The organism is Novipirellula methanifontis (genome assembly GCF_052161655.1).
In the GTDB taxonomy this organism is placed as follows: Bacteria; Planctomycetota; Planctomycetia; order Pirellulales; family Pirellulaceae; genus Novipirellula.
The window spans coordinates 46,144-63,633 of sequence record NZ_CP197418.1 but is presented as its reverse complement, the minus strand read 5'-3'; the positions used below and the strand labels follow the sequence as shown (position 1 = coordinate 63,633).

12 protein-coding genes are annotated in these 17,490 nt (G+C 54.6%); 10 read left to right on the top strand and 2 right to left on the bottom strand.

Annotated elements, in window-relative coordinates; translation table 11 throughout:
• Window positions 1-17: 17 nt before the first annotated feature.
• Entirely contained in the window at window positions 18-1,910 is a 1,893-nt protein-coding gene (locus SH528x_RS00205) for a heparinase II/III domain-containing protein (protein ID WP_442508516.1), read from the bottom strand.
• A 242-nt stretch (window positions 1,911-2,152) separates the two neighbouring features.
• Between SH528x_RS00205 and SH528x_RS00200 the strand changes: the two genes are divergently transcribed.
• Window positions 2,153-2,737, top strand: a complete 585-nt coding sequence (locus tag SH528x_RS00200) for a c-type heme family protein (RefSeq protein ID WP_442508515.1) — start codon at window positions 2,153-2,155, stop codon at window positions 2,735-2,737.
• A gap of 170 nt (window positions 2,738-2,907) precedes the next feature.
• On the opposite strand, the gene SH528x_RS00195 is transcribed toward SH528x_RS00200, so the two are convergent.
• Window positions 2,908-3,318, bottom strand: a complete 411-nt coding sequence (locus SH528x_RS00195) for an Rrf2 family transcriptional regulator (protein ID WP_442508514.1) — start codon at window positions 3,316-3,318, stop codon at window positions 2,908-2,910.
• 185 nt (window positions 3,319-3,503) lie between these two features.
• On the opposite strand from SH528x_RS00195, the gene SH528x_RS00190 reads away from it, so the two are divergent.
• The 9 genes from SH528x_RS00190 (at window position 3,504) to SH528x_RS00150 (ending at window position 17,427) form a co-directional block, all read left to right on the top strand.
• The gene (locus SH528x_RS00190; RefSeq protein WP_442508513.1) at window positions 3,504-6,986 is read left to right on the top strand and encodes a molybdopterin-dependent oxidoreductase; all 3,483 of its coding nucleotides are present in this window, start codon (window positions 3,504-3,506) and stop codon (window positions 6,984-6,986) included.
• An 88-nt stretch (window positions 6,987-7,074) separates the two neighbouring features.
• The gene (locus SH528x_RS00185) at window positions 7,075-8,202 is read left to right on the top strand and encodes a 4Fe-4S dicluster domain-containing protein (protein WP_442508512.1); all 1,128 of its coding nucleotides are present in this window, start codon (window positions 7,075-7,077) and stop codon (window positions 8,200-8,202) included.
• A gap of 132 nt (window positions 8,203-8,334) precedes the next feature.
• Window positions 8,335-9,348, top strand: a complete 1,014-nt coding sequence (locus SH528x_RS00180; protein WP_442508511.1) for an ethylbenzene dehydrogenase-related protein — start codon at window positions 8,335-8,337, stop codon at window positions 9,346-9,348.
• Window positions 9,345-10,118, top strand: a complete 774-nt coding sequence (locus SH528x_RS00175; protein ID WP_442508510.1) for a molecular chaperone TorD family protein — start codon at window positions 9,345-9,347, stop codon at window positions 10,116-10,118. The genes SH528x_RS00180 and SH528x_RS00175 overlap by 4 nt, the downstream gene beginning before the upstream one ends.
• A gap of 24 nt (window positions 10,119-10,142) precedes the next feature.
• A complete protein-coding gene (locus tag SH528x_RS00170) occupies window positions 10,143-10,433 on the top strand; it encodes a GYD domain-containing protein (RefSeq protein ID WP_442508509.1) in 291 nt (96 codons plus the stop codon).
• Between the two features lie 78 nt (window positions 10,434-10,511).
• Window positions 10,512-11,834 carry a chorismate transformation enzyme, FkbO/Hyg5 family gene (locus SH528x_RS00165; RefSeq protein ID WP_442508508.1) on the top strand — a complete coding sequence of 441 codons (1,323 nt, stop codon included), beginning with the start codon at window positions 10,512-10,514 and terminating at the stop codon, window positions 11,832-11,834.
• 3 nt (window positions 11,835-11,837) lie between these two features.
• Window positions 11,838-13,694, top strand: coding sequence for a DUF1553 domain-containing protein (locus tag SH528x_RS00160; protein WP_442508507.1), 1,857 nt, complete (start codon window positions 11,838-11,840; stop codon window positions 13,692-13,694).
• A 45-nt stretch (window positions 13,695-13,739) separates the two neighbouring features.
• Complete coding sequence (locus SH528x_RS00155; protein WP_442508506.1) at window positions 13,740-15,095, top strand: DUF1501 domain-containing protein; 1,356 nt, start codon at window positions 13,740-13,742, stop codon at window positions 15,093-15,095.
• Window positions 15,082-17,427, top strand: coding sequence for a peptidase (locus SH528x_RS00150; protein ID WP_442508505.1), 2,346 nt, complete (start codon window positions 15,082-15,084; stop codon window positions 17,425-17,427). The genes SH528x_RS00155 and SH528x_RS00150 overlap by 14 nt, the downstream gene beginning before the upstream one ends.
• Window positions 17,428-17,490: the final 63 nt, after the last annotated feature.

Sequence of the window (17,490 nt, the reverse complement as noted above, 5' to 3'; positions counted from 1 at the left end):
GAACGTTGCGTTTACGGCTATTTCGTTGCAGTTCCGGGCGTCGCTATAACCACAAATCGCAATTCTCCACTCGACGGTGCTTCGACCTCAAACGCCACCATCTGCGTGCCAGGGTTCGGTGAGTCCCACTCATGGCGAGGCTTTTCGGTATTGACGATGCTCCAAGTTGCCTCCAGCGGTTCGACGATCGTCAACGTCAGCCGTTGGCCTTGTTGTTGCAAACGAAGTGTAGCATCTGCATTAGACTTGACTTCCGCACGCGTGATCATGCCCCAACGCACACGGCTTCCCGGTGCGAGTCCGGTCAAATTATCTTTGATCTGTACCTCGCGTGAAGGCAACAGCTTTACGCCACGAAGAACGCTGTCGGCTTGCCCCTTGTAAACTGGACTCAGATCGGCGACAGAGTGCGGCGACTCGCGATCATCTGAAAACTCGATGATCTTGGCGTGGCCCTTGGCAACCTGCAGTTTCCCGTCGACGACCAGCGTGTTGTGCCCGGAATTACTTTGGCGAAAGATCGTCCAGCGATCAGAGTTCTGCGCGGCACTCCACAAATTCATGCCGCGTGATTCGATGCCATGATAGCCTTCGGCACCCAAATCGACCGCCCATCGCACCCCATCCGCATCAAGCACAAACGAGCCAATATCCATTTGCCCATGAGGCCCCGAGGGTGAACCCGCTTTGAGTCCGACGAACGTCGCATTGGGGTCTGTCCAAGAACTGCGATGCACGGCGACGGGCGTGTCACTTTCGCTCTGCCAATTCAATGGCATCTTGATGTCCGCGTCCTTGAATTTGATTTCAATGTCGTTCATCCACAACAGCGCCAACGGCAACAAGCGGTTTCCGCCAGCGCCAGCGTCACGCGACCGGAAACTGGCAAGCTCAGCCCTCAGCCTCGCGTCCTCGCCGAGCAACCAATCGGGACGATCGAAATGATGGGCGAACCAGTACAACGCCGATTCGGGGCCTCGGCTCGCGCCGCCGTCGGCGTAGTTGAATGCATCACCCGATGGTCCCGTCATTAAACTCGGATACTGTCCCGTTTGATCAAAGCCCATCGCCTGGCTCAATCCAAAATCGCTTCCCAGGACACTATTGAGTGTTGCCAGCAACACAACATTGAAACCCGTTCCGTACGCCCAGTATCCAGGTCCTTCGGGGTAACTTCCCTTTGGTGCAAACGCCTTCATCGAACGCGGTACATTTTGAATTGCGCTGAGCACCGTCTTGGCAGCCAATTCGGGTTCATCTTCGAGGATCGCGAGCGCTCCCGCGGTCAAGCCGCCATGACAAACTTGGCCCCAATTATTTGATGCAGTGACCCATTTGTTGTGCTTGGTTTCAAACGGCAGTGACACTCCCTTTTCCTTGATGGCCTGGCGAATGGTTTGTCGACTCGTTTCATCGAGAGCATCGAACATCCAGTCGTAACCGATCGCCATCGCCAATGTCATCTCAGCGACATCCAAAAAGTGGCTGGGGTTCCAATCGTCAAATGCGGCGACCACCAGCATCTCTTGCTTGCCGCGATCGACATACTTCGTCTCGCCCGTCAATTGGTACGCCATCGCCAAATTCAGCAAGCGTTCTAAACAGCGACGTGATTCGCTGAGTAAACGTCGTCCTTGGAGTCGTCGCGTTATTGGCGGAACATCGCTGAGCAAATCCGCACGATGAATCACCGCTCGAGCAAGCACGTCGCGTGGCGACGATGATTTTCCGACAGACTCACGCAGAGATTGAAATGTCGCGGCATCGGCCATCAGACGCGGATGCGTTTTGGGGACAGCGTTGATTGCTGTTTGCAACGATTCGATCGTGATTGGATTCGCGGTCTCTTGCGCCCTCGTCTGCGGCAACGCGAACGCTACCAACATCAAGAAAATTATCCGATTCATCATCGACTCCATGAAAGGTTAGCGATTTGCACTCGGCAACCGCTGTAATCTCCGGCTTCGTGGCTCGTGTCGCCAAGTTGCTTGTAATTTCTTCATCCGTGGCCGATCACTTGCAATTCTAGACATCTGGGTGCATAATTCCAGGATAGCAACGGCCGCCACCAAATTCCAGTGGGTCACGCCTTGGGGATGACCGGGATTTGCCCGACAAGTCGTTGGTCACACTTTGCGTGGGAGCGTAAGCGATGAGGATCAGTCGATTGATTGGGTTGGTGATGATGTGCGCCGTCGCCTACGCAGCTTTCGCACCGGGAGGACGCAGCGACGACGCCGCGCCGAGCAAAGCCTCGGAGCGTCCAGTGGACAGCGAGTCGCCTCCAACGGACACGCCGCTCGTTGCGACTGGCGAACTGTCCGTCGAACTGGCACGCGATCGCGCGACGGTGATGCAAGATGTTTACAAGGCAACGCTGGTGATGTTGCATGACCGCTACTTTCATCGTGACAAGTCCGTTCTTCCAGCGCGGTCGATGCAGGACATCTTTTCCGACATCGAAGATCAGTCGGGTGTCGAAGCACGTTGGATATCGGCGAGCCTCAAACCCATGAGCATCGACCACGCCCCCGAGAGTGAATTTGAAAAGCGAGCTGCAAAGGAGATCGCCACCGGCTCAACAGACGTCGAATTGGTGGAAGACGGATTCTTTCGACGCGCTGTCGCAATCCCGTTGACTGGCGGATGTTTAAGCTGCCATGAAGGGGCCTTTCAAAACAATGGTCGCAAGAAATTCGCCGGCCTCGTCGTCAGCATTCCCTTGCGGACTGAATAGTGCATTCAGTTTTCGCAAATGAGTCGAGCGGAATCCCGAACAGCGAGCGGCGCTGATCGATTGCTGAGTCGCGATGTAGTGGAAAAAGACCTGAGCTTGATCCTGCCGAATTCCAACCTGCGAACTTGTATCAGGCACAATTAAAAAGACGACTGAAATAGCGTGCTCCACTATTTTTTAGGCTTCTCAAACACGGCGAAGCTTGTAGTGGTCAAATAGTCTTCGAACGTTTGCTTCATCGCAACCATCGAGTCGTGCAGTGGACAGGGATCATTCGTTCCACACCAACCGGGACCGTAGGCGCACAAGCCTTCCGTCTCGCGTTCGAATAACACGGCGACATCTTTGAGTGAAATCGAAGCAGGGGGCCGTGCCAAACGGTAGCCACCGCCCGGGCCTGGTGATCCGCTGACCAATCCGCCTCGCGACAACTCGGTCATGATTTTGGCAACCACAGGGGCGGGCAAATTACGACTCTTGGCCAGTTCGCGAGACGACGCGACGATGGTCGAGTCGGAATAGAGTTCCGCCAAGCGGCTCATCACGGCGATCGCGTTTTGGGTTGTCTTTTGTTGCAGCATGTTTGCTCTTCATGGTTCACGGCCTGCGGCAATTTGTATCAGAGGCCAAATTCAACGGTCGATTAGTTGACCTACGGCCATTGACAACTGTAAAATCACAATTGCGGAATTGCAACTCCGCAATTCGCGAATCATCACTTCGCTCCAAATCTTTGCACAGAACCGCCCTTCGGGAGGGAATCGCAATGGATGGTCGTCTAGGGAATCGCCGTCAGTTTCTGTTTCAGCTCACCATGGCGGGGGCCAGTGCAGCGACCGTCAACGGTTGGGCTCAAGCCGCGGTTCAGAATATCGAACCGCTGACGGTCGACAACCCGTTGGGCCGTTACCCGAATCGCGATTGGGAACAGTTGTATCGTGATCTGTATAAGTCCGACTCAACGTTCACGTTCTTGTGCGCTCCCAACGATACACACAATTGTTTGCTTAACGCGCACATCAAGAATGGCGTCGTCACTCGTATCAGTCCAACGTTTGGTTTTTCAAAAGCCACCGACCTTGCGGGAAACAAGGCGAGCCAACGTTGGGAACCACGCGTGTGCCAGAAGGGCTTGGCACTGGTGCGCCGATTCTACGGCGATCGTCGTTGCAAACGTCCGCTGGTTCGCAAGGGATTCAAAGAGTGGGCCGATGCTGGATTTCCTCGCGATCCCGACACGGGCGCCGTCGACGCGGATCGCTATTTGAATCGTGGCCGTGATCCGTGGGTCGCCGTGACTTGGGACGAAGCGCTGGATTACAGCGCCAAGGCGATGAAGAACATCGCGGAAACGTATTCAGGCGACGAAGGTAAGAAACGATTGCTGGCGCAGGGTTACGACCCGTTGATGGTTGATGCCACCAAAGGGGCGGGAACTCAGACATTGAAATTCCGCGGCGGGATGGCGGCTCTCGGTGCAACACGAATTTTTGCCCAATATCGGATGGCGAATTCGATGGCACTGTTGGACAGTAAAGTTCGCGGCGTCGAACCAGACGATGCGATTGGAGCTCGTGGTTGGGACAACTATTCCTGGCATACCGACTTGCCGCCGGGGCACCCGATGGTCACCGGCCAACAAACCGTTGACTTTGATTTGTGTAACGTCGAGCGATCGAATTTGATTTTGGTCTGGGGTATGAATTGGGTGTGCACCAAGATGCCCGATGCGCACTGGTTGACCGAAGCACGGATGAAAGGCTCCAAGGTGGTTGTGATCGCCGCCGAGTATTCCGCAACGACGTGCAAAGCCGACGAAGCGTTCATTGTTCGTCCTGGCACCACGCCGGCACTGGCGCTCGGGCTGGCTCAAGTCGTGATGCAGGAAAAACTGTATGACGAACAGTACGTCACATCTCATACCGATTTGCCGCTGTTGGTCCGCATGGACAATGGCAAAATGCTGCGAGCCGATGAGGTGTTCCCCAACTACCAAAACGAAGCACTCAAAAACGGCGTCGTTGTTACTCAGCCCGGTGAAAAGTCACCCAAACCCTACGCCCAGCCTGGTGCGATCCTGACCAGCACCCGCCGTGAAGAGTGGGGCGATTACGTATTGTGGGATCAAGGCCGGAAAGCTCCGCACGCGATCCATCGCGACTTGGTCGGCAAGTTCTTTTCAGATACGGGTGTCAAACCAGCGCTGACGGGTACCTTCGATGTCAAGTTGGCCGATGGAAAAACGATTCAGTGCCGCACCGTTTACGACGTTACGAAAGAATTGCTCGACGGATCGTACACTCCCGAAGATGTCGAGAAGTTGACGTGGGCACCGGCCGGCGCGATTCGTTCACTGGCGAAACAAATCGCCGCCAATCCGGAGAAGACCTCGTTCGTTTTGGGCATGGGACCGAACCAGTACTTCAACAGCGACCTCAAAGACCGCGCGGTTTTCTTGATCGCAGCTTTGACTCGCAATGTTGGTTTTGTGGGGGGCAATGTCGGTTCCTATGCCGGAAACTACCGCGCTGCGTTCTTCAGTGGTCTGGGGCAATACATTGCCGAGAACCCGTTCGCGCCGGAATTGGACGGCGAAAAACCGGTCACAAATTTCAAGAAGTATTTTCGTGGCGAATCGGTTCACTACTTTAATCACGGTGACACGATCCTGCGTTACGGCGATGCGGTACTAACGGGTAAGACGCACTTGCCGACGCCGTCAAAGTCGATTCATGTATCGAACTCGAACTCTTTGATCGGCAACGCCAAAGGACACTACGAAACCGTCGTCAATACGCTTCGCCGTGTCGAGTATGTGGGCGTGAATGAGTGGTGGTGGACGGCAAGTTGCGAGTACGCCGACGTGGTCTTCCCGGTCGATAGCTGGGCCGAAATGAAGTTCCCGGACATGACGATCAGCGTTACGAATCCGTTTCTATACATCTTCCCCGAGACACCGCTGCCACGAATCCACGATACTCGCGGCGACGTTCAGGTTGCGGCTGGATTGTGTTCGGCGATGGGCAAGCTGATTGGCGACACGCGGATGGATGATTACTGGAAGTTCATTCACGCGGGCACATCGCGGCCCTACTTGCAGCGGATCTTGGATCACTCCAACGCCACACGGGGTTACAAAATTGAGGACTTGGAAGCGAAGGCGGAGCAGGGCATTCCAACGATCTTGGAAACACGAACCTATCCAAAGATCGGCGGCTGGGAGCAATCGAACGAGCATCGGCCCTGGTACACGCGATCGGGACGACTGGAGTTCTATCGCGACGAGCAGGAATTCATGGACAGCGGCGAGAATATGATCGTCCATCGCGAGCCGATCGACTCGACTTTCTATGAACCCAACGTGATTGTCGCTGGCAAACATCCACTACTGAATCCCAAGACCCCCGAAGATTACGGTGCCGATCGCAAAGACTTGTCGGGCGATGCGCGTCAGGCTCGGCATGTGATCTTGACGGTGGACGAGTTGCTGCACACCGAACATCCGCTAAAAAAATACGGCTACGAATTTGTTTTCCACACGCCCAAGTATCGTCACGGAGCGCACACCACGCCAACGGATGTGGACATCATCGCAGTCTGGTTTGGTCCGTTTGGCGACATGAACCGCGAAGATCGCCGGATGCCGATGGTCGGCGAGATGTATATCGACATGCACCCCCTGGACGCCAAAAAGCTGGGCATCGAGGAAGGCGACTATGTATGGATCGATGCCGACCCGAAGGATCGCCCGTTCCACGGCTGGGAACATAATCCGGAAGCCTACGCGATGGCTCGCTTGATGGCTCGGGCGCGTTACTACCCCGGTACGCCACGCGGTGTGACGCGGATGTGGCACAACGCCCACGGGGCTACGTTTGGAACGGTCCAAGGTGCCAAGGAACGAGCCGATGGTATGGCGCAATCGCCGACGACCAAATACAAGGCGATGTTCCGCAGCGGCAGCCATCAAAGTTGCACACGCGGTTTCCTCAAGCCGACTTGGATGACCGATTCGCTGAACGTGAAAGAAATGCTGACCCAGGACATGACTCAAGGGTTCGTGCCGGACGTGCATTGTCCGACGGGTGCGCCACGTGAAGCGATGGTGAAAATCACGCGAGCCGAACCCGGCGGGATCGGGGGCAAGGGGTTGTGGCGTCCAGCTGGATTGGGGCTGCGACCTACCTACGAGAGCGATTTGCTGAAGAAGTTTATGGCGGGAAGTTTTTGCAAGATCAAGAATGCGTAGCGGAAAAATCGTGGGATAGGCTTCCAGCCTGTCGCCCACGCTTTGACAGGCTGGAAGCCTATCCCACTTTGAAAAGGAAAGACAAGCCATGGTCAAACGATTCAACTGGCACATCGGACGCGAGCAAGAATACCCTTACGACGCTCCGCCGCCAAAGCGACAGGTCGCCTACGTCTTCGATACCAACAAGTGCATCGAGTGCCAAACATGTACGGTCGCATGCAAAACTTGTTGGACCAGCGGCAAGGGGCAGGAGACGATTTTCTGGAACAACGTCGAAACCAAGCCCTACGGCGGATATCCGCAGGCTTGGGACAGCAAGCTGATGGACATCCAAGGCGACACGACTTGGGACGGCAAGAAATTGCATTCGATCACGATCTTTGAAAAGAACGGCGAGGGCAAACCGCCGGCTGGACACCTGCCTACCGAGCGTGATTATTCTTCGCCCAACTTGGGTGAAGACGATTTGTCGGAGATGATCGACAAGGGGTCGCACTTTGACGGCACCCACAACGGTTGGATGTTCTATTTGGCTCGAATTTGCAACCACTGTGACAGCCCCGCCTGCCTGGCCGCTTGTCCACGAAAGGCGATTTACAAACGCGAAGAAGATGGCATCGTACTGGTCGATCAGGAACGCTGTCGTGGATACCAGGAATGCGTCAAAGCGTGTCCATACAAAAAGGTGTTCTTCAACGTCATCAACCGAGCCAGCGAGAAGTGCATTGGTTGCTTCCCGCGTGTGGAGCAAGGGAACGTTGCGTTGTGCGTCGAGTCGTGCATCGGAAAAATCCGCATGCACGGGTTCTTGTCGACTCAGGAGGAACCTCGCGAGGACAATCCGATCGACTACATCGTCAAAATTCGCAAGCTCGCACTGCCGTGCTATCCACAATTCGGAACTGGACCGAACGTGTTCTACATTCCTCCAGTGCATGTACCGGATCCGTTCTTGGATCAACTGTTTGGTCCAGGCGTTGAGAAAGCCAAGGACATGTATCGCAACTTGAAGGACGACAAACAACTACTCGGTGCGTTGATGTTGTTCGGGGCGAGTCCACGGATCATCACACGATTTGAAGTACAAGGTGACGAAGCGGTGGGCTGGGACGTGGATGATGTGGAAGTCGCCCGCGTGCCGTTCACTGAGCCGAACTATTTCCGCAAACATTACGACGAAAAGAATGACGCGTATCGACACAATACGGCCTGATGAGGCTTGCGTTCAGGGCCAATTCGGCTGTGAGCTTTGTAGCGAAACTCGCCAAGAGTTTCGGCAGCGGTTTGCAAAATGTCGAAAAACGGAAAGTCTTGGCGACTTTCGCTACGTCAAAGAGGAGAAAACATGAACAGTAAACCAGACAACAATCGAATGTTGATGGGCATTGTCGGCGGCGCGCTGCTGATTTTGCTTGTGATGATTGCTTCGATCTTCATCGTGACTCGGCGACCGGTCGTGGTTGTCGTTCCGGCTGTTGGCGAGAGCCTTAACTCGGCTGCGTCGGCGATTTCTGGCGCGTCGCCAGCCGTCGGAACCACGACCACTGTTGAAGTGCCGCTGCCGGAAGTCAAGGTCAGCAAAGTCCCCGCGGCTCCGACAACCGACGATCCACTCGATCCTTTCTGGGACAAGATCGCGGTCGCGGATGTTGCCATGTTGCCACAACAAGTCGCACCTCCTGTGCTCGAAGCCGGCTCGATCACCAACGTGCGAGTTCAAGCGGTGCGAGACGATCAGCGTTACGTGTGGCGATTGAGCTGGGACAAGCCCGAGATTGCGGACCAGAGTGATGTTGGCAAATTCTCCGACGCCGTGGCGATGCAGTTTCCGCTCAGCGATGGCGCACCCTACACGATGGGTGGCCCAAATATGCCAGTGCGGATGTTGCACTGGAAAGCGACGTGGCAAAGGGATGTGGACGAAGGTTTCCAGGACTGGGCCATCACGCACCCGAATTCCGATGCGGATTTGTATTGGTTCGCCACCGGTGAGAAACCATTCACGATGCAGAAATCATTTAGCGACCCCCTGGCCAAGCAATACATGATTGCGGCTTCAGCCGGCAACCCGATGGCGGATTTCGATCGCAAGAGCCCCGTGGAGGAACTGACCGCACACGGGTTCGGTAGCGCGACGCACATTGGCGAGACACCAAGTCACGGACGCGGAGCTTGGAGTGACGGCAAGTGGTACGTCGTGATAGACCGACCGATCGAGACGGCCGACCCGCTGATCGCTCGGTTCAAGGAAAACCCAGGACAGCAGTTGATCGCGTTTGCGGTTTGGGATGGAACCGCCGGCAATCGCGGCGGACGCAAGAATATAACGAACTGGACACCGATGAGGATTGATCCGTGAACGAGAAAGCCGTCACACTCGCCGCACAGGCTGATTTAGTTTTGTTGACTGTAGAAATGCTACGTCCGCAGTGGGATAGGCTTCCAGCCTGTCAAGCAGTCAATGACAGGCTGGAAGCCTATCCCACAAAATCGATGATCGATGACCTTTTGCGGTATGCACTGGGCGATGCAGCCGACATTGCCGACGAAGCGGCAAGTCGTCCGAGTCCACGTTCTGCACTTAACGACGTACTGCGTTGTGCCAGCGAGTTGTCGCACGATGACTGGTCCGACGAATACTGGCGAATGTTTGACGGCGCCCAAGCTTGCCCGCTGAACCAAGCTTCGTATATTCGCCGTGACAAGGGAAAGATCCTTGGCGATTTGAGTGGCTTCTATCACGCCTTCGGTTTTAAAGGCAGCACCGTACAAGGCGAACGGCCTGATCACCTACTCTGTCAACTCGAGTTCGTCGCGATGATGTTGGCGATGGCGTCGCAAGCCCCCGACGATCCGTCACGCGAAACCGTGATGCAAGCACTGTCGTGTTACGCTTGCGACCACATGCACGACTGGTTGCCTGCGGCCTGTTGGCAAATGTGCGAATCAACTCACATCGAATACTTCGGAGCGGTTTCGCAGTGGTTGTTCGTCTTCTGGCAAACGATATCCGATTTGCACCAGTGGCCATCCGACCTGTTGCCGGACAACCATCTCAAACCGATCGTCGATCCCGATGATCCGTACGAATGCGGAGCGCCGGACTTGCACCAAATCCAAACTAATTGACCCCTTTTACACCAAGGAACCCCCATGATCCGTTACCTAAGTCTAATGAACTTCACCGACCAAGGCATCCGCGAAGTAGGCGACTCCGTCAAACGCGCAGAAGCCTTTCGCCAGAGCGTCGAAGCAGCAGGTGGCAAGCTCGTTTCACAGTACTGGGCCACGGGTGAGGCCGACGGTTGCGTCGTATTCGAGGCACCTGATGAGCAAACGGCTGCATCACTGCTGCTATCACTTGCCAAGAAGGGAAACGTTCGCACACGCTCAATGCGCCTGTTCGATACCCAAGAGTTTCAGCAAGTGCTGAGTAAAACTTAATCTCCGTCACTCTTGTCGGGAGTGTCCTTCTTAATCAATCGGTCGCACCCGATCGGTGCGACCCCATTTTGGAATACTATGAGCGATTCAACAAACAAACCCACGTCAATCTGTTCACGCATGGAACCAGCGAAGCGGATGTTGGATGGACAGGATTGTACCGTCGGATGCGCACTCAACGCCGATGGCGAACAACGCAGTGTGCCACCGTGCTTGATGTCCGAACAACAGCACTCGGTCGTCGATTTGGAAAAGGTTTGTCGGGTTGCACTGATGGTCACTCCCGAAGCGACGGGTGACGTGACCGATGAAACTTGGGAAGCGATTTCGACGATCCGTGCTGTGCTAAAGCAGCAATCGGCTTCGATGACCGTAACGAATCAAACGGTGTTCCTGCAGCGTGCGGAGGATGAAGCCGCATGTCTAGCGCTGTTTCGTGCCTACTACGGCGACCGAATGCCCGCCACGAATTTTGTCGTTCAGCCGCCCTGTGGTGGACAATCGCTGGCGATCGAAGCCTGGGCGTTGGGCGGAGAGGATACGAGCGTCGATTTTCCAAATCTAGGCGTCGTCTCAGTGGCTTACGACGGTCTACGTTGGTTGCACATCGGTGGCATCACGCCGCCGGCCCGTATCCAGTCCCCGTATGAACAGTCGGCATACGTGTTCGACGAAATGGCACGTCGATTGGAAACCGCCGGTGCATCGTTCCGCGATGTGGTCCGGATTTGGTTGTACGTCGGCGATATCATTGAGATCCAAGATGGAATCGAACGATATCGAGAACTCAATCGAGCACGCTCGGACTTCTTCGAGCAGCAACACGCACTGGGCCAAATGCCGACGCAATCCAGTGACAGTATCGTCTATCCGGCCAGTACCGGAATTGGGATGGCGGGGCGGAATTTGGACGTCAGTTGCTTGACGTTGCAAACGGATCGTAGCGATGTGAGGCTCATTGCGTTAGAGAACCCGCGTCAAACTGCGGCGTTCGATTATGACGCGAGTTTCTCGATAAAGAGTCCCAAGTTTTCACGGGCGATGGCGGTCGTGATCGGTGATTACGTGACGACGTGGATTTCGGGAACCGCCAGTATTGTGGACTCGAAGAGCGTCCATTTGGGCGACGTTGCTACACAGACTGAGCAAACGATCGACAACATCGAAGCACTGATCAGCGGCGAGAACTTCGCCCGCCACGGTTTGGCCGGAGGAGGTGCCAAGCTATCGGATCTGGCCAAGGTCCGCGTCTATGTCAAACGCCCCGAGGACTACGAAACGTGTAAAGCGATTTGTGAACGTCGGTTCGGACCTCTGCCCACGATTTATGCACAAGCGGATGTGTGCCGTAGCGAGCTCTTGGTGGAAATCGAGGGCGTTGCGTTTTCAAGTCGAAGGTGAGTGATGACAGATCTACAAACGCAACACATCGATGCCAATTCGGTTTCGATCGACACTCATCCTCCAGTCAAACACAAATACAAATATTCACGCAAACATCACTACCCAATCTATTTGTACTTGTTGCTGATCTTGTGGTTTCTTTTGCCCAGTGTTCTGGTCCTATACGTCCTAGGGACCAGCGAGAAACAGACGGTATCGACGGCGGTGCAGCAGTCGCCAAATCAAACACAGCCAGCGTCCTCTACGCTCGCAACCAAAACAGTGGCACCGCCACGTCCAATGCTACCGAGTGTTGCGGACAAACCAAAAGGAATTGATTTGCTCGCTGAAACGAATCGACAGAGTCGTTTTCGTACGGCATCCGATTCACCGTTTGAATGCGATGCACCCATCGAATCCTCAGGCACGATCGATACGCTCGTGTTCTCGAAGCTGAGTGAATTAAAGATCCAACCCGCCAAGTTGTGTTCGGACGAAGCGTTTTTGCGGCGAGTCTACGTCGATGTGATCGGTACATTGCCGACGATGGACGAAGCCGCAGAGTTCCTGGATGATGAGGACCCTGACAAACGCAACATTTTGATCGACGAACTGCTACAGCGAGACGAGTACGCAGACTATTGGGCGATGAAGTGGTGCGATGTATTGCGAGTGAAAGCGGAATTCCCGATCAACTTGTGGCCTCAAGCGTCTCAGGCCTACCATCATTGGATTCACAATATCGTCAAGAAGAATGTGCCCTATGATGCTTTTGCACGCGAGCTATTGACGGCCTCCGGTAGTAACTTCCGCACACCACAAGTCAACTTCTATCGCGCCACTCAAAATACAGAGCCACAATCGCTTGCCCAAATCGTCGCGTTAACCTTCATGGGCGAGCGAGCAGACAAATGGCCCGCTGAGCGATTGCAGGGGATGAGTGTTTTCTTTTCGCAAGTTGGTTATAAGCCAACAGGCGAATGGAAAGAAGAAATAGTCTATTTCGATCGTCGCCAGGCAGCGTCGACTGGGCAGAATTCGCCGTTACAGGCGATGTTTCCCAATGGTGTCGTCGTCGAAATTCCCGTAGGTGAAGATCCGCGAGCCGTATTTGCGGATTGGTTAGTGAGTACAAAGAATCCGTGGTTCGCGCGTGTGGGTGTCAATCGGTTGTGGCACTGGTTATTGGGACGCGGCATCGTTGAACCGCCGGATGACGTGCGAGTGGATAATCCACCGTCCAACAAGGAGTTGCTAAACGGTTTGGCAGAGAAGTTCGTTGCATCCAGCTATGACATCAAACATACGATACGTCTGATTCTACGATCCAATGCGTATCAATTGTCGTGCATACCACGTTCCGAGGATTCACGAACCGCTGAGTACTTTGCTTACTACTCGCCGCGGCGACTGGATGCAGAAGTAATGATCGACGCAATTTGCCAAATTACGGGGACGACGGAGACTTATATGAGTATTACGCCGGAACCGTTCACATTTTTACCGGACGGGACGCGTGCGATCTCGATCCCCGACGGCAGTATCACGAGCAGTTTTCTAGAGATGTTTGGCCGCCCGGCGCGGGATACCGGCATGGTATCGGAACGCAACAATCGGCTAACTGCGGGACAGGCGTTGCATTTATTGAACTCGAATCATTTGCGTGGCAAGCTCAAGCAAGGTTTCGGCATGAAGCAGATTTTAAGCCGAGCAATTAGCTCGACAGACGCCGCCGAACGATTGTATTTAGCGATCCTTTCGCGTCGACCCACCGAGAAAGAACTGCAGATCGCGGACAGTGTTTGTCGTTCCGATGAAGGTCAGCAAGACTTAGCGTGGGCATTGATTAATAGCGACGAGTTTTTGTTTCGACACTAAACGGTAATCGTCAAGTTTATTGACACTTCAAATTAAGCTCGAACCATGAAAACACACATCGACTTTGAACTCACACGTCGCCAAATGATGCAGTGTGGATTACTAAGTTCCGCCGGTGCGGTCATTGCCGGACGAATGCTTGCCTCCGAACAAGCGGCGATAGTTTCCAGTAAACCGTCGCCTGCAAAAGCGAAAGCCGTGATTCAAGTTTGGCTTGCCGGCGGACCCGCACACATTGATACATTTGATCCCAAGCCTGAGGCGGGTTCGGATTACTCGGGCGCGTTACGTGGTGTCAGCGAGACTAACGTACCAGGAATAAAGATCGGAGAGTTGTTTCCGAACTTGAGTCAACTTGCCGACAAGTATTCGTTGATACGCAGCATGACTCACGGCGTCAATGGCCATGAGACGGCTTCGTATCTAACGCAAACGGGTCGGATGCCTGGGCGAATTGTGTACCCCGCCGTCGGTGCTGTCGTCACGGCGTTTAAGGGCTTTCCAGATTCGGTCGAGCAGGGGCAAGAAAGCTTGATTCCGCCTTACGTGGTGCTGACCAGTCCGCAAGGTCGCTTTTCGGAAGCCGGATTCATGGGGATTAAGTACAAACCGTTCGCGACAGGTGGGGATCCCAATGCGCGGCGGTTCGCGGTCGAGGGCATTGTCTCGGCAGATATCTCGGATTCGCATCAATTACGACGACGCGAAACGTTAAAGGAACTCAATTCACTTGGCACCGCACTACGAGCCAATGCTGACCTTGGATTCGCGGCCAAGGCACGTGAACAAGCCTATGATCTAATACTCGGTGATGCCGGCAAGGTATTTGATTTGTCACAGGAAACCGATGAAGTGCGGAACCAATATGGGCGAACGACATTCGGCCAATCGTGCCTAGCGGCGCGGCGATTGATCGAGCAAGGGACTAAGTTCGTCACAATCAATCACGGTGGATGGGATACTCACAAGGATCACTTTCCTGTGATGCGTCGGAAGTTGCCAGAGTTGGATCGCGGATTGGCTGCGCTCATCGCTGACTTGGACCAGCGTGGTTTGTTGGAAAGCACAATCGTCTGGTGTTGCGGAGAGTTTGGTCGCACGCCCAAGGTCGCGACGGAGTCACCTTGGAATGGGGGGCGACATCACTTCGGTGCTGTTTTTTCGTCGCTCGTTGCCGGAGGTGGATTCAAAGGAGGGCAAGTGGTTGGCGAGTCCGACGCACGGGCAGAATCGGTGAAGAATCGTCCGGTGTATCCGGGCGACTTGATCGGATCGATGTATGAATTGTTGGGGATCGACCCTGAATCGAGCCTGCCGCATCCGATGGGCGATTTCGTACGCGCGACGCCCGGTGCGGACGAAGGAATGGAATTGGGAGGTCGACTCCATGAAATTATTTAAGCGGTTCTCACCGGCCTGGTGGGACGTTCAGCTGAAATCAAATTCGGCAAGTGCGGCCCACGTGTCGCTTATCATTTTCGCGATGGTGGTTGTATCGCCGCAAGCGATTGCGCAACGTCGTGGACCCGATCCGCATATTGCCTACGCATTCCCGGCTGGTTGCCAGCAAGGGACAACGTGCGAGATTGTTATTGGGGGCCAATACCTCAAGGAAGCTTTCACTGCGCATTTGGCGGGCGAGGGAGTGAAGGTCGAGTACGTCGGCTGGTATCGCCCGATGACCCGCGGCGAATACAACAATTTGCGAATGGCGATGCAGCAAGCCAAGGAAACGCTGATCGCGGACGCGATGGCGAGAGGGGAGACGGTCGAACCGAGTTTTGATGAAGTCGCATTGGCAGCCGGTATCACACTAGAAAAACAACGCGAGATGTTGATTTTTCGCGAGCGAGACAGCGATCCGAAACGACAACCGAATGACCAACTGCAAGAAGAATTGACACTGCGATTAACCGTCGACCCAAATGCCGAGCCGGGCAAACGCGAGCTGCGACTACTGACCGAGAACTCGATCTCAAATCCGATCTGGTTGCACATCGGTCGCTGGCCAGAAGTCCATGAAACGGAACCGAACGATCATGCACCGAATACACCGATCAGTCGCTTTCCGAGCGTGATCAACGGCCAGATCCTGCCGGGCGACATCGATCGGTTTTCATTCTCGGCCAAGCAAGGAATGAAACTAGTGATCGAAGCGGCGGCTCGCGACGTGATTCCCTATCTCGCTGACGCCGTACCGGGCTGGTTCCAAGCCACGATGACGCTCACCGATTCCTCAGGCAAGGAAATTACGTTTGCGGATTCCTTTCACTACCGTCAAGACCCGGTGATCTATTTTGAGGTGCCACGCGACGATACGTACACGCTAAGTATCCATGACGCGTTGTTTCGCGGTCGCGAAGATTTTGTCTATCGCATTACGATCGGCGAGATCCCGTTCGTGACCAGTGTGTTCCCGCTGGGGGCCCAAGTTGAATCCGATGTTACGATTGAATTGAAGGGTTGGAATCTGACGGAAACCCGTTTGAATCTGACGACCATGTCACGTCGCAAACACCGGCCCGTCGCTTGGTATTCGCTTCCGCAGTCTTCAGCCGATGAGATTCGTTTTCCCTTGCAGATTGGCTTGTTTCCGGAGGTAATGGATGAAGAGCCAAACAACACGTCTGCGGAGGCTCAGACGATTACAACGCGAATGACAGTCAACGGGCGGATTGATTATCCCGGCGACGAGGATGTCTATCGTATCAAGGGGACAGGTCGAATCGTTGTGGAAGTTGACGCGCGACGTCGCGGATCACCACTGGACTCAATGCTCATCATCACAGACGCGGACGGTAAAGAATTAGCCTTCAACGACGACTATGAAGACAAGACGCAAGGCTTGGAAACACATCATGCCGACTCGCATTTAAGTGTTGGGATACCTGGTTCGAGTACCTATTTTTTAAGAATCATGGATGCCCAGCAGCAGGGTGGTCGCGATTTCGCATACCGGCTTCATGTGCGTGCTGCACAACCCGATTTCGAATTGCGGGTGATCCCATCGAGCATCATCGCGCGGCCCGGTGAAGTCGTGCCGATTACGGCATTTGCACTTCGTCAGGATGGTTTTAAAGAGGACATCCGCATGGCGTTGGTAGACCCACCGCCAGGGTTCGCATTGCAAGGTGCGACGATCCCAGGAACCCAGGAAAAGGTACGAATGACGTTGACGGTTCCAGCGACTGCACCGAAACAGCCCGTCGTGTTGGAAATGCAAGGTTCCAATCCCCGGCAGTATACGACTCGCAATCAGATGGTGCGTCCAGCGGTACCAGCGGAACAGATGATGCAGGCGTTCATTTGGTATCACTTGGTGCCCGTCGAGAATTGGAATGTTATCGTCAGTGGACGACCGGCGGCGAAGACTCCGTTTCAATTGGTGATGGTCGCTGATCGTTTCAAGTTGCCACTTGCAGGCGAAACGTACTTGAACGTGACGGCACTACCCAAAGGTCTCAAAGCGGATGAATTGCACGTCGAACTACACGAACCGCCTCCGGGGATATCGGCTGCAGTCGTGACGAACGCATCAGGAATCATGGCGATACAGCTAACCACCGACGCGGAGAAAGTGCAGCGAGGGTTTCGCGACAACTTGTTGATGCGCGTTTATCGCGAGTGGACATCGGAACCAACAGACTCGCAACCAGAACCAAAGGTGAATCGGACTGACTATGGCTATCTGCCCGCGATTCCGATCGAGGTAACACGATCACGCACGCGCTAGAGCAGGTCGTACGGTATTTACCTGTGAAACGTCGATCATTCTGTGAGCCGACGGCGCTAGCCG

Coding starts and splice junctions, on each gene's coding strand:
- SH528x_RS00205 (WP_442508516.1), bottom strand. CDS start 1,910: ATGATGAATCGGATAATTTTCTTGATGTTGGTAGCGTTCGCGTTGCCG.
- SH528x_RS00200 (WP_442508515.1), top strand. CDS start 2,153: ATGAGGATCAGTCGATTGATTGGGTTGGTGATGATGTGCGCCGTCGCC.
- SH528x_RS00195 (WP_442508514.1), bottom strand. CDS start 3,318: ATGCTGCAACAAAAGACAACCCAAAACGCGATCGCCGTGATGAGCCGC.
- SH528x_RS00190 (WP_442508513.1), top strand. CDS start 3,504: ATGGATGGTCGTCTAGGGAATCGCCGTCAGTTTCTGTTTCAGCTCACC.
- SH528x_RS00185 (WP_442508512.1), top strand. CDS start 7,075: ATGGTCAAACGATTCAACTGGCACATCGGACGCGAGCAAGAATACCCT.
- SH528x_RS00180 (WP_442508511.1), top strand. CDS start 8,335: ATGAACAGTAAACCAGACAACAATCGAATGTTGATGGGCATTGTCGGC.
- SH528x_RS00170 (WP_442508509.1), top strand. CDS start 10,143: ATGATCCGTTACCTAAGTCTAATGAACTTCACCGACCAAGGCATCCGC.
- SH528x_RS00165 (WP_442508508.1), top strand. CDS start 10,512: ATGAGCGATTCAACAAACAAACCCACGTCAATCTGTTCACGCATGGAA.
- SH528x_RS00160 (WP_442508507.1), top strand. CDS start 11,838: ATGACAGATCTACAAACGCAACACATCGATGCCAATTCGGTTTCGATC.
- SH528x_RS00155 (WP_442508506.1), top strand. CDS start 13,740: ATGAAAACACACATCGACTTTGAACTCACACGTCGCCAAATGATGCAG.
- SH528x_RS00150 (WP_442508505.1), top strand. CDS start 15,082: ATGAAATTATTTAAGCGGTTCTCACCGGCCTGGTGGGACGTTCAGCTG.